General features: G+C 55.6%; 14 protein-coding genes and 1 tRNA gene. 6 read left to right on the forward strand and 9 right to left on the reverse strand.

Annotated elements, in window-relative coordinates:
* Position 1 precedes the first annotated feature (1 nt).
* Genes B9Z33_RS00125 through B9Z33_RS00135 form a run of 3 tightly spaced genes read left to right on the forward strand, consistent with a single transcriptional unit; the run spans position 2 to position 2,042 of the window.
* Complete coding sequence (locus B9Z33_RS00125) at positions 2-238, forward strand: hypothetical protein (protein WP_108285045.1); 237 nt, start codon at positions 2-4, stop codon at positions 236-238.
* Positions 235-864 carry a GNAT family N-acetyltransferase gene (locus B9Z33_RS00130; protein WP_108285046.1) on the forward strand — a complete coding sequence of 210 codons (630 nt, stop codon included), beginning with the start codon at positions 235-237 and terminating at the stop codon, positions 862-864. Before B9Z33_RS00125 ends, B9Z33_RS00130 begins: the two co-directional genes overlap by 4 nt.
* Entirely contained in the window at positions 858-2,042 is a 1,185-nt protein-coding gene (locus B9Z33_RS00135; protein WP_108285047.1) for a VWA domain-containing protein, read from the forward strand. The genes B9Z33_RS00130 and B9Z33_RS00135 overlap by 7 nt, the downstream gene beginning before the upstream one ends.
* A gap of 38 nt (positions 2,043-2,080) precedes the next feature.
* Here B9Z33_RS00135 and B9Z33_RS00140 read toward each other — a convergent pair whose 3' ends face one another.
* Positions 2,081-3,976, reverse strand: a complete 1,896-nt coding sequence (locus B9Z33_RS00140) for a PAS domain-containing sensor histidine kinase (protein WP_158270148.1) — start codon at positions 3,974-3,976, stop codon at positions 2,081-2,083.
* A gap of 202 nt (positions 3,977-4,178) precedes the next feature.
* Here B9Z33_RS00140 and B9Z33_RS00145 point away from each other — a divergent pair.
* Positions 4,179-4,253, forward strand: a tRNA-Arg gene (locus B9Z33_RS00145).
* Between the two features lie 34 nt (positions 4,254-4,287).
* On the opposite strand, the gene B9Z33_RS00150 is transcribed toward B9Z33_RS00145, so the two are convergent.
* The gene (locus B9Z33_RS00150) at positions 4,288-5,232 is read right to left on the reverse strand and encodes a cyanophycinase (protein WP_108285049.1); all 945 of its coding nucleotides are present in this window, start codon (positions 5,230-5,232) and stop codon (positions 4,288-4,290) included.
* A 401-nt stretch (positions 5,233-5,633) separates the two neighbouring features.
* On the opposite strand from B9Z33_RS00150, the gene B9Z33_RS00160 reads away from it, so the two are divergent.
* Together B9Z33_RS00160 and B9Z33_RS00165 are read left to right on the forward strand one after the other, a co-directional pair.
* A complete protein-coding gene (locus tag B9Z33_RS00160; RefSeq protein ID WP_233252674.1) occupies positions 5,634-6,014 on the forward strand; it encodes a rhodanese-like domain-containing protein in 381 nt (126 codons plus the stop codon).
* A gap of 16 nt (positions 6,015-6,030) precedes the next feature.
* Complete coding sequence (locus tag B9Z33_RS00165) at positions 6,031-6,378, forward strand: rhodanese-like domain-containing protein (RefSeq protein WP_108285051.1); 348 nt, start codon at positions 6,031-6,033, stop codon at positions 6,376-6,378.
* A 249-nt stretch (positions 6,379-6,627) separates the two neighbouring features.
* Here B9Z33_RS00165 and B9Z33_RS00170 read toward each other — a convergent pair whose 3' ends face one another.
* The 7 genes from B9Z33_RS00170 to soxY all read right to left on the reverse strand — a co-directional run bounded on the left by B9Z33_RS00170 (position 6,628) and on the right by soxY (position 12,616).
* On the reverse strand, positions 6,628-7,350 hold the full coding sequence (locus B9Z33_RS00170; RefSeq protein WP_108285052.1) for a DUF4395 family protein: 723 nt from the start codon (positions 7,348-7,350) through the stop codon (positions 6,628-6,630).
* 24 nt (positions 7,351-7,374) lie between these two features.
* Complete coding sequence (locus B9Z33_RS00175) at positions 7,375-8,373, reverse strand: MBL fold metallo-hydrolase (protein WP_108285053.1); 999 nt, start codon at positions 8,371-8,373, stop codon at positions 7,375-7,377.
* 74 nt (positions 8,374-8,447) lie between these two features.
* Positions 8,448-10,184: a thiosulfohydrolase SoxB gene (gene soxB / locus B9Z33_RS00180; protein ID WP_108285054.1), complete on the reverse strand. Its 1,737-nt coding sequence runs from the start codon at positions 10,182-10,184 to the stop codon at positions 8,448-8,450.
* A 60-nt stretch (positions 10,185-10,244) separates the two neighbouring features.
* Positions 10,245-10,901, reverse strand: coding sequence for a sulfur oxidation c-type cytochrome SoxX (gene soxX / locus B9Z33_RS00185; protein WP_108286037.1), 657 nt, complete (start codon positions 10,899-10,901; stop codon positions 10,245-10,247).
* Between the two features lie 18 nt (positions 10,902-10,919).
* Positions 10,920-11,663, reverse strand: a complete 744-nt coding sequence (gene soxA, locus B9Z33_RS00190) for a sulfur oxidation c-type cytochrome SoxA (RefSeq protein WP_369916494.1) — start codon at positions 11,661-11,663, stop codon at positions 10,920-10,922.
* A gap of 137 nt (positions 11,664-11,800) precedes the next feature.
* Positions 11,801-12,112: a thiosulfate oxidation carrier complex protein SoxZ gene (gene soxZ, locus B9Z33_RS00195; RefSeq protein WP_199220253.1), complete on the reverse strand. Its 312-nt coding sequence runs from the start codon at positions 12,110-12,112 to the stop codon at positions 11,801-11,803.
* 48 nt (positions 12,113-12,160) lie between these two features.
* Complete coding sequence (gene soxY, locus B9Z33_RS00200) at positions 12,161-12,616, reverse strand: thiosulfate oxidation carrier protein SoxY (RefSeq protein WP_108285056.1); 456 nt, start codon at positions 12,614-12,616, stop codon at positions 12,161-12,163.
* Positions 12,617-12,629 lie beyond the last annotated feature (13 nt).

Genomic DNA, 12,629 nt, shown 5'->3' on the forward strand with positions numbered 1-12,629 from the left:
CATGTCTTCACCCAACCCCTTGCTTGAAGGTCTTTCAGACGCTGTCGGTTTTGTCGGCGGCGCACTGCTGGGCTATTGGGCGGGCAAACTGCTGGGCTGGAACATCTTCAGCGCAGGCTACGACAACGCCAGCATCGGCGGCATCTTGCTGGTGGGCCTGGGCGGCGGCGGCGGTTTGCACTTGGCGCGTTTTTGGCGTGCCAAACAAAAAGCCCAAGACACCGACACCCCCACATGAGCACCTGGATCGCCCCCACCAGCTTGACCGGTCAGCATGTGGCATTGGTGCAGCTGTCTGACCAGCACCATGACGACCTAGTGGAGGCCGTGCGCGATGGCGAACTCTGGCAACTTTGGTACACCGCCATTCCCTCACCCGAAAACATGGCTACCGAGATTGCGCGCAGACTCGACTTGCAAGCCAAGGGCAGCATGTGCCCGTTTGCAGTAATCGACCAAGCCACCGGACGCGCCGTGGGCATGACCACTTACATGAACATCGACGCCGCCAACCGCCGCGTCGAGATCGGCTCAACCTGGTACCGCCGCAACGTGCAGCGCACCCCCCTCAACACCGAGGCCAAGCGCCTGCTGCTGGCCCACGCGTTTGAACAACTGAACTGCATCGCGGTGGAGTTCCGCACGCACTTCTTCAACCACCAGAGCCGCCGTGCCATCGAACGCCTGGGGGCCAAGCTCGACGGCATACTGCGTAGCCACCAAATCAACCCGCATCCGCTGGCTTCCGGAGCGATGCGTGACAGCTGCGTTTACAGCATCATTGCCAGCGAATGGTCCAGCGTACGTGCGCATCTGGACTTTCAATTGAGCCGCTCAAGCCTCAAGGACACCCGGTCATGCTGATCGATTTTTTCTACACCCTGCGCGCAGCCAAACTGCCAGTTTCGGTCCGCGAATACCTGACACTGCTCGAAGCTTTGCAGGCCAATGTGGTCGGCCCTGCTTCTGAGGCGTGCAGCATCGACGATTTTTACCACCTGGCCCGCACCGTGATGGTCAAGGACGAAAAGCACTTCGACAAGTTCGACAAGGCTTTTGGTGCCTACTTCAAGGGCGTGGAAATGTTGACCGACTTCACCAAAGAAGTGCCCCTCGACTGGCTCGAAAAAATCCTCCAAAAAGAACTCACCCCAGAACAAAAAGCAGCCATCGAAAAGATGGGCTGGGACGAGTTGATGGACACGCTCAAAAAGCGCCTCGAAGAGCAAAAAGAACGTCACGAAGGCGGCAACAAGTGGATCGGCACCGGCGGCACCTCGCCTTTTGGCAACGGTGGCCACAACCCCCAAGGCATCCGCATTGGCGGCAAAGGTGGCAACCGAAGCGCCGTCAAGGTGTGGGAGCAACGCGCCTACAAAGACTACGACGACCAGCAAGAGCTGGGCACACGCAACATCAAGGTGGCGCTGCGCCGCCTGCGCCGCTTTGCCCGTGAAGGCTCACACGACGAGCTCGACCTGGACGGTACCATCCGCAAAACCGCAGCCAACGCCGGGTACCTGGACATCCTGATGCGGCCGGAGCGGCACAACAATGTGAAGGTGCTGCTGCTCATGGACGTGGGCGGCACCATGGACGACCACATCGCCCGGGTTGAAGAAATGTTCTCTGCCGTCAAGGCCGAGTTCAAGCACCTGGACTTTTATTACTTCCACAACTGCGTCTATGACTTCATGTGGAAGAACAACAAACGCCGCTATGCCGAGAAGTTCCCGACCTGGGACATCCTGCGCAAATACAACAAGGACTACAAGCTGATCTTCATCGGGGACGCCACCATGAGTCCTTATGAGATTTTGCAAAAAGGCGGCAGCGTCGAATACAACAACGAAGAAGCCGGGGCCGAATGGCTGCAACGGCTGACACACACCTTCCCCAAGTTCGCCTGGATCAACCCCGAGCCGCAAGGCGTGTGGCAATACCGCCAAAGCATCGCCATCGTTCAGCAACTGATGAGCAACCGCATGTTTCCGCTGACCCTCAAGGGGCTGGAAGATGCGATGCGCTTACTCAGCAAGTGAGTTGCGTCCCCTGCATTTCCGGACAGCCGTGTGGCGATTCAAGCCTCGACTGACCAAGACGGAATGTTGCGCTGCAGAACTGCGATCAGGTCTTTGTATTCAAACGGCTTCATCAAATAATCGTTCATGCCCGCTTCAGCGCAGCGGTCTCGATCTTCGATAAAACCCCTCGCCGTCAAGGCCACAATGGGCAAGTCCTGGTGCGCAGGCTTTTGCCGGATGATTTGCGTGGCATCCAGCCCACCCAAAATGGGCATCTGCATGTCCATCAAAACCAGGTCATAGCGCACATCGTCGATCATTTGAATCGCCACTTGTCCGTTTTCAGCCAAGTCCACGCGCGCGCCCGCCAACTCCAGCAACTGCTTGAGCACACCTTGCATCGACAGGTTGTCCTCCACCAACAAAATGTGCACGCCCTGAACCTGTCTGGGCATCTCTTTTGTCTGCGCGCTGGCTGATTTGAGATGCGCCGATGGCACCGATGGCCCCACCGGCATTTGCACGGTGAACCAAAAGGTCGAGCCTTGCCCCTCTTGCGACGTCACGCCGACATCACCCCCCATTTGCTGGGCCAATCGCTTGCAGATCGACAAACCCAAACCGGTTCCACCATGAGCGCGGGTTTGCGCGTTGTCACCTTGCACAAAACCCTCAAAGACTTTGGCCCGCAATGCCGGGGCCAAACCGATCCCCGTATCTTGCACCTCAAAACGCAACTGTTCGGCTTGGCCCGGATCGGACAGACGACGCACCCACACGCGCACATGCCCCTGCTCGGTGAACTTGACCGCATTGCCCACCAAATTCAACAGCGCCTGAGCCAAACGCTGTGAGTCGCCAATCCGATACGGGCAGACGTCTTGTGCCATCTCAACGTCATAACGCAAACCTTTGATGGCGCAGGTTTCACTCACCAGATCACTGACTTGTTGCAGCACATCGTTCACATCAAAAGGCGCATTCGCCAGCTCCAACTTGCCGTTGTCGAGCTTCGAAAGATCCAGAATGTCATTGATGATGCCCAGCAACAAGCGCCCCGCACTTTTGCTTTTGTTCAGCAAGGACTGCTGTGACTCACTCAGCGGTGTGTTCAGCACCAGCTCTGTCAGCGACAAAATTGCGGTCATCGGCGTGCGAATTTCATGGCTGATGTGTGCCAAAAATTCGGTTTTCGCTGCATTGGATTTTTCTGCCATTTCACGGGCTTCCAGCAAGCTGTCTTCGTACAACCTGCGCTGACTGATGTCCCGGGTGACCCCCAATATTTCCACCAAGGCCCCGTTCGCGCCCATGACCGGAAAGGCCAGTACTTCGGTCCAGAATTTGGAGCCATCACGACGCCAATACTCCAGCTCGGATCGAAACTGAGGAGGCGTCACGCCCTGCTGCACCGCCGTCGCCACCTCAAAAAAGTAACGTATCACGGCATCGCGCGAATCAGGGGTCAGGGTTTCATCGATGGTTTGTGCCATCGCCTCACTGGGCGTGATCCCTCGCAGCTGCAGCACGGCAGGGCTCACATAAGTCGCCTGGCCCAAAGGGCTCATGGTCCAGACCACATCCCGCGCACTGTCCGTCAACAAGCGAAGACGCTGTTCACTGACTCGCAACTGCTCTTCAGCCAAGACCTGCTCTGAAATATCCTTGACCATCAGCACACATACCGCATGGCCCTGTCGGTCTGGAAACGTAGCCAACGCCGAGACTTCGACAAACACCTGAACGTCATCTGCACGCAGCAACCGATGGACGCGCGCATCTGCTGCCGAGATGGGATGCGTGAAACCGTGCGCATCTGTTTCGCCCGAAGGTGACACCGAACATGCCACCGTCGCCCAAGGCACATCGCGCAAATGGGCCTCGGATGTGCCCATCAATTTCGCAAAATGGCCATTGACCGAGAACATCACGCCAATTTGGGGATCGACCATGACCACCCCAAATGGGGCTTGCGCAAAGAGCGCCTGAAATTCATCACGCTTTGACGCAACGGTGCGGCGAAATAATTTTCGAATCGAATTGAGCATTTTTGGATTATCAGTCAGACCCACCAAGCTGAACACGACAACCGGGCGCTGATCGACAAAATGAACGATGAAGTACCGCTTTTTCGACCTGTAAAATGCCCGCACCGCCACCGTAGTTCAATGGATAGAACTCTCCCCTCCTAAGGGAGTGATACAGGTTCGATTCCTGTCGGGGGCACCAGGCTTTTGCCCTCTCGAAGCGCTTGCGGTTTTGATCAGGCCCGGATCGGACCCGCCGCCACCAAACGTTGAATGACCTGGCGCAACGAGGCCGCACGCGGCGTTTGGCCAACAGACTTCACGCTGTAACGGTGTCCTGCTGGCAAAAGGTGCAACTGAACGCCCAGCATTTCAATTTGCTCCAGACTCCCCAGCTCGCCCACGTTCGATTGCATCTGCGAAGGATCGACCAGCGTCACAGAGCCTTTGCCAATGACTTCAATGGCCTCGCCCCGCTCGATCACCAAAGCGGTGTCCTCGTCAATGCCCACGCCCAACAAGTCAGGGCGCATCGCCAAGGTTGAGAGCAAACGCGCCAGACGTCTGCGCTCCGAAAAATGCTGATCGACCACCGCCTGAGACAAAAAGCCCAAGCCGATGTCGGTGTCCACCGCTTCTTTGCTCGGTCGCAGCACGGCAGGCCCTTGGGCGATCATGTGGCGCGACATGACCGCAGCACCTGCGCTGGTGCCCCCAATGCAACAACCGTTCACGTGAAAGGCCTGGTGCATGGACTGATATGCCGGTGTATCCCACAAGATATCCATCAGCCTGGACTGGTCGCCCCCGCTCATGAAAATGCCATCGGCCTGCAGGATCTCCGGCTGCACTTGGGGTGAATGGGCACTGTTGCGGTCATCCAGCACCAGGCGCTGCACGTCTTCCACCCCCAAAGCCATGAAGACATTGCGGTAACTTTGCCAGACGCCTTCCGGGTCCCCGCTGGCTGCGGTGATGATGCGGATTTTGGCGGCGCTGCCACCGCAATAATCGACGTACTTGCGCAAGATGATGCGGTCCTGCAAGCGGTCCTCGGCACCCCCGACGATCACCAAGCGGGACAATTTGGGGCGCTGCGCCAAGGCAGGCAGACCCATCAGGGTGGCAAGCCCCACACCCGCGCTGGCCGTCATTCGGGCTAAAACATCTCTTCGGTTCATGTTTTGACTCTAACCCATGAACCGGCATTCGGCCAGTGCGCCAAGCCTTGTTAGAGGCTGTTTGACAAGCTCGAGCGCTTTGCAACAGATTAACCCCCACAAAGACGGTGAATGCTAGCCACCAAGGACTTAAAAAATGGGACTGCCCTCAATGCTCAAGGCCCGTGACACGAGGCAGTAGGTGCCAGCGACGAGGTGAACGATATATCAGGATTTCATGAGTTATCTGCAAAGGTTTATCTGAAGTTGAGGACATCGCAGACGTATGATCTCAGTGAAGCAATTTATATAAGACTCAACTTATTTACAATAGAGCTCGTCCGATCCCCATTCATTGAAAACCCAGTCAAGATTCATCTCAGAACCCTTGCACATCTTAAAAAGGGGGAATTCATATGATCATGAAAATTGCACTCTTACTTGTCTGCGCGCTCTTGGCTGCATGCTCCACGCCCGATGATGCAGATAAAGTGTCCTTGGAACAAGCTCGTACCGAACATCAAAGCGGCAAAGTGATTCTGATCGACATCCGGGAAAGCAGTGAACACTTAACCGGCGTTGTACAAGATGCAGTCTTACTACCGATGAGCGAATTGCCGCAAAAACAATCACTGATTCCCAAAGATCCTGCACAACCAGTTCTGTTGATTTGCAACACGCAGAATCGGTCAAAAGCAACACTGGTAAAGCTAAAAGAGCTGGGATATCAAAACATTCGTTACGTCGAAGGGGGCATGAGTCAGTGGGCGGCAAAGGGCTGGCCAGTGGTGGCACCACGCTGATCCAAGGAAAACTGTTATGAAATGGATTCAAGACTATTGGCCAATGATGGCCTTGGCCCTGTGGTTTGGCTACAAGTGGTGGAATGCCAGGCGCGTCATCGCTTTGTTGCCCCAACTCAAAAACGAAGGTGCCATCCTTTTGGATGTCCGTTCGGTCACTGAATTCGCATCCGGCTATGCGCCAGGCACCCGCAACATCCCACTCAATGAACTGGGCCTCCATCTGGACAGCATGCCCAAATCTTCGCCTGTGGTGGTGGCTTGCGCCAGCGGCACTCGCAGTGGCATGGCCAAATTGATGTTGAAAAAGAAAGGTTACCAGCGGGTTTACAACATCGGTCAATGGCGCAACTTCATGTCTTGAAGACACCTTAAGAGGTTCAAATCATGATGAACAGCCAGCAGCAAAAAGAGTTTTTGCAAGCCACCGCATGGTTAAGGCCTGTGACCCGTTGGGCTGCAGCATTCTCCATTCGATCCGTTGGCATTTTGCCCACAGGATTGAGAAACCTGCCCTTTAAAATCATCAAGCGCATCCTAACGAATTACCAGACACGCATGAACTCAGGCTGCAAGACGCACCGATGATTGCGCCAACATCAGCCTCGCGCGATCAACGGGGCTGACTGAAATCCAGGTTGTTGCACGCCTCGCACTCTTCTTTGAAAACACCCAGCTTCACCAGCAAGGCGTGGACCTCACAGCCCAGGCAATAGCCCAGCACAGCCTCGAGCCACATGAAACCCAGGCACACCCAGACCATCACGAGCGGTAACCAGCGGGGCAAGTACTGCTCGGTGGTGGGCAGCAAATCGCTGCGGAAGATGAAGTTGATGGCTGCGGCGAATTTTTCAGGGTGAAAAAACACCAAACAAAAACTGATCATGGAAGCACCAATGGTCCAAGCAAATCTTTTAGGTGCCAAGGGTTTCCAGACGGGACGTGCGCGCCGTGCCAAAAATGTGGACAACCAAATGGTGGGCGACAGATAGGCCGATCTCACACTCATGCCCGACAACATTTCAAACAAAGCATAAAACAGCAACCACGTCTGCACGGTGTAGTCGTAAGTGCGACGGACGGCTTCAACCATGTAAAGAATGCGGTTGTCAAAGTCGAGTTCGTACGTATCCTTGATCACATCGCCCGTCACAATCCAACGGCTGCCGTACACGATATCCCACAAAGTAAAGGCCATGAAGATCGGGATGGCCAGCATGATGCCCGCACGAATGCGAACAACGGTGTCATTGATGTAGGGCGTGACATCGTCACGGCTTCTGAACCAGAGCAAGGACCAAGAATTACCTGCCGTCATGCCATTCAAATCTGCCATGTCTCTCCCCTTATTTAGTCAAAATCAAAACGCTTCTTTTTCTGCTTCCAGATAAGCCAGGCTGGTGTATTTGCCGATGTTGCCTTCAAAGCCTTGCATGGTTTTGGCGCGGGACGTCACACGCCCGTCTTTGAGCACCATGTTGCGCGCCTCGGACTCGGACTTGCCATCCTTGACCGCTTGAAGGCAGGGCTCCCAGATACCCGCCATGAACTCGCCATAAGTCTTGAGCAGATCTTTGCTGCCTTGCCCATGGCCGGGCACCCAAAGCTGCTCACCCGTTGCCGCCATGAGGGCCTGGTAGTACTTGAATGTGCCCGGATAAGAGCCTTCGTCCATGTTGGCAATTCGATTGCCCATGGCGATGTCACCCACAGCTGTGAGCTTGTCTTGCACCACTTCCACACACAGGTCAGATGGCGTGTGGGCATTACTGTAATGGTGCATGCGGAATGTCACATCGCCAATCTGGATCACTTGGCCATGTTTGACGGCCGTGTTGGGCAAGACCACCTCGGTGCCCAAGGTGGACTGGTTGGTCCAGCGCTCCATGAGACTGCGCCAGAGGTTGCCTTCGGCTCCCTTGAGCTTGTCGATCGTGCTTTGCAGAGCGTATATTGGCAACTGCTTGCCATAGGCTTTGACAAAAGCGTGGTTGCCCAGCCAATGGTCACCGTGGTAGTGGCTGTTGAAGACCGCGACGACCGGCTTGTCGGTCACCTTGCGGATCATGCGCAGGGCCATCTGCCCGATTTGCAATGAGGCCCCCGAGTCAATCACCACCACACCGGCAGAGGTCACCACGAAAATCACGTTGGACATCATGCCGCGGTTTTCCGCAGTGGGGAAACCATCGGGTGAAAAGATCATCCAGGTATGCGCTGAAAGCTGCTTGGCCGGAATGTCCGCTACCGGAGGGCCTTCGATGAAGTCCTGCGTTTGTTGCGCCAACAATCGGGCTTCAGGCCAGAGCGCTGCGCCGCCGAGGACAGCACTGGCTGTCAACAAATGTCGTCGTTTCATGCGTTGTCACCTTTCGTGCACACGCTGATCTGCAAACCGGTTGCAGATCAGCCTTGTGCTCTCATGATTGAAGCTCAGCCCACGTAGCCCTGATTGGGCAAGCCACCCGTGATCTTGGGGGCATTGAGCTTGCGGGGCTTGATGCGGCCGCCAGGCTGCGTCTTGAGCCAGGTCTCAACCACTTCCCACACTTGCTTGTTGCCCTGGTTGCGGGCCTCTTCGGCCACAGGCGCCCAACCGGCCACCTTGTATTTTTTACCGGCCTCAATCAGCTGCCCATTGAGGCGCATGTCGCCGATGCGTGTGCCCATCGTTCCCAAAGGATTGCAGCTGTAGCTCAATCCGCCCACGCGCACCATGTCGCCACCTTGCTGGTAGTACGGGTCGGGGTTGAACAGGTTGTCACACACGTCTTCGAGCACGGTCTTGATGGTCTCGCCCGTCATCTCGGTCACGGTGGCATACGAGTAAGTGGTGGCCGTCATGTCGAGCAACCACTCGCGTGTGATGGCCTGGCCCGGCAAGAGCGAAGTACCCCAGCGGAAACCTGGCGAAAACGCGATCTCTGCACCTTGCACATCCAGCAAAGCATCGACCAGCAACTGGTCGCCCGTGCCGTTGAAGTTGCCACGGCGGTAGAGCAAGCCTTCCGAGATGCCCAGTTTTTCTGAGAGTTTGGCTTCGTAGGGCGCACGGATCTTCGTGATCAGGGCATCCATCTCTTTGTCTGCGGGCAGCATGTTCGAGAACACGGGCAGCAGCTTGTAGCGGAAATCACTGACCTTCTTGTCTTTGACATCGAAGTCCAGCACGCCCAGGAACTTGCCGTTGGAGCCAGCGTTGGTGACGATGGTTTTGCCGCTCTTGTTGGACACCAGGGTGGCCACGGGCATGCCGTCGTGTGTGTGACCGCCCATGATGGCGTCGATGCCGCTGACGCGACTGGCCATTTTCAAGTCCACATCCATGCCATTGTGGCTGATGACGACCACCACCTGCGCACCTTTGCCGCGGGCTTCGTCCACCATCTTTTGCATGTTGTCGTCCTGGATGCCAAAGGCCCAGTCAGCCACCATGTAACGGGGGTTGGCAATCGGGGTGTAGGGGAACGCCTGACCAATGATGGCGCAAGGCACACCGTTGATCTCGCGGATCACATAGGGCTTGAACACGGGGTCGCCGAAGTCGTTTGTCTTGACGTTTTGCGCGACAAAATCCACCTTGCCTGCAAAGTCTTTCTCAACGATTTCCTTCACACGCTCCATGCCCAGGGTGAACTCCCAGTGACCGGTCATGACATCCACACCCAGCAACTTGCAGGCGTCGACCATGTCTTGCCCATTGGTCCACAAGCAGGTGCCCGAGCCTTGCCAAGTGTCACCACCGTCCAGCAGCAATGCGCCTGGGCGGCTGGCTTTCATGCGTTTGACCAGCGTGGCCAGGTGCGCGAAACCGCCCACTTTGCCGTAACGGTTGGCTGCTTTTTCGTAGTCCAAATAAGTCAGCGCGTGCGCCTCGGCTGAACCAGGACGGATTTTGGCCACTTTGAGCAAATGCTCACCGACCAGATGCGGCAGATTGCCTTGCATGGAGCCAATGCCCATGTTGATGCTGGGCTCGCGGAAATAAATGGGCTTGAGCTGCGCATGGCAATCGGTCATGTGCAGGAAGGACACATTGCCAAATTTGGGGATGTCATACAAGCCATTGGCTGCAGTAGCAGCACCGGCTTCTGAAAATTGGCCCATGCTCATGCCGGCCATGGTGCCGGCGCCCATCACTTGGATAAATTCACGTTTGGTCAGATTCATATTTGCAATCACTGATGTATTGGAAGCAAAAAAACCCGGTCAGGCCGGGTTTTCAAAATGTCATTGGTTGACAGGCGATTTAGGGTCGAGCAACAGGCCCACAATGTGGCGCACTTGTGTTTCGTTCAAGATGCCCATATGGCCCGCACGAGGCATGTTGGAGCAGGCGTTGTACGCCTTAGAGTTCCAGATCTTGCCCCAGGTGTATTCCACGATGGCTTTGCTGGCCGGACTGTTGGGGTCGGTCACGCCACGGATCTTGCCGTAGTTGTAGAGGCTCGGTCCAATCGTGCCGTAAGAGATTTCTTCTTTGCTGATCTGGTGGCAGTTGTAGCAATTGCCGCCATTCACATCGCCCGCTTTGTCTGTCCAGGTCAAACCGCGTCCGCTTTGTGCAATGACTTCGCCTTGCTTCCAATCGCCAATGAATTTGCCGTCCGAAGGCCATTGAATGGCTTTCAAATTCATTTCTTCAATGGCCTTTGACGTCTTTTCGTCCAAGGGCTTGCCGGCCACATCGGCCTCGCTGCATGCGCGATTGGTTTCATCGACGTTCAGTACGCGATCGACTTTGACAAAGCCCTCATCGCGAAAAGAGGCCTTGACGATTTTGCTGGTCAGTTCATTGAGTTCGGCCACCGAGGGGCCAGATGCACAACCGACCATCAGCAAAGCTGCGGCAATACCAGTCCACACAAATTGGATGTTCTTTTTCATGGTGGTCACCTTCTTTCTTTAGCGCTTGATGGCCGGTGCAACCGATGCAGCACCTTTGGAATTGACACCCAAATAGGTGGCCAAGGCCAGTGTGGCATCGCTGCCAAAGCCCGGATAAGGAAAGCGCTGCTGGCGGTAGCAGTCGTTGAGGCGCAATTGCATGCCCCACATTTGGCCGTTGGACACACGGTATGCAGGCCACGCGGCAAAACCAACGCCGTCACCCGGGTTCTTGGTCAGCATGGGCAAGTCTTGCAAACGGATGCGCTTGCCCTCTTCGCCGTGGCATGAAGCACAAGAAAAGTCGTGTGGACCGCCGCGCTGGAAGAACAAACGCTTACCCACTTCGTAGAAAGTCTTTTCTTGAGCGTGCGCTTGCGACAAGTTGAAACGCATGCCTTTAGACTCTGCCGCAATCCAGGTAGCCAATGCCGTCACATTGTTTTGCTCACCTTTGCCAAACGGTGTCTTGTAGATTTCTGCTGCGTTGAAGCCTTGCAACGTTTCCATGCAAGTGACCAAGCGGGTTTCCAGATCCTGCACGCGTTGTGTGTCAGCAAAGTAACGGGGTAGCTCGACGAAGACGCCCTTGACCACACCCGGGCCTTTGCCCAAATCACACTTTTCCAGACTGGCATTTTTGGGACCGCGTTTTTGCGTCCACAAACCCTCCCCTTTGGCTTCAAACAGCTCCGAGGGGTTGCCATCTTGCAGCATGGCACGGTATTCATCGATGCCTTGGCTGGCGGTCTTTTGCGCCATGGCAGGAACAACAGACAAGGCCATCAGGGAGGCCAAGGTCATTGTGGTCGCGTATTTCATGCGTCACCTCTTGCGAATTCTCAAAACGAAAAAAGGGTGAAGTCATGTCCTTCACCCTTTTGGACTCATCCACGTTATCAGGAAACGGTGGCTTCGTCGGTACGGGTTTCACCCTTGTTGTCTTTCCAAGTCACAGCGACTTTGTCACCTGCCTTGGCACCCTTGATGGCGAATTGCATGAAGGGGTTTTTGGACACAGCAGGGCCCCATTCGGCGGCCAGCACTTGTTTGCCGTTCAAAGAGGCGGTGACTTCCTGGATGTACCAAGCGGGCACCAATTTGCCAGCAGCGTCTTTGCGCTGACCGGATTCCATCTCGTGGCTCATGAGCACGCGAACAGTGGCTTTGTCGCCGGAGGCTTGGGCACGAATGCGCATTGGATCTGCCATTTTTTTCTCCTGATCTTTCAATGATTTGGTTGAAAAGCAATCGGGCGATTAACCGCCGCAACCACCCAAAGTGACTTTGACTTCTTTCTTGGCGAAGAAAGCCTTGCCGTCAGCCATGATGGCCACAGCGTAAACGTCAGACGACTGGCCCATTTTGGCGCGGGTCGCAAAGTTGGCTTCAACAGCATCGCTCACGTGGAACATGGCCACCAGCGCTGCAGGGTTCTTTTCAACCAGGATCAGCAATTGCTTCACACCAGCCAAAGAAGTGCTGGCACCCAAAGGCACCACGGCACCGTTTTCAGCAATGTCCGGACCGGTGATGGTCACGTCCTTGCTTTCTGCCATGTTGGCTGCGCCAAAAGCCTTGGCCGCATCTTGCACAGATTTGGCGTCAAAACCAGCTTTGTTGAAAGCAGCTTGGGCGAATTGAGGGAAGCCAGCCGTAGCCAGCAAGCCTGCGACCACAGCGCTCTGCTTGAGTGTCTCGCGACGAGTTTGCATCTGATATCTCCTT

It is taken from the genome of Limnohabitans sp. T6-20, from assembly GCF_003063505.1.
Classification (GTDB): Bacteria; Pseudomonadota; Gammaproteobacteria; order Burkholderiales; family Burkholderiaceae_C; genus Limnohabitans_A.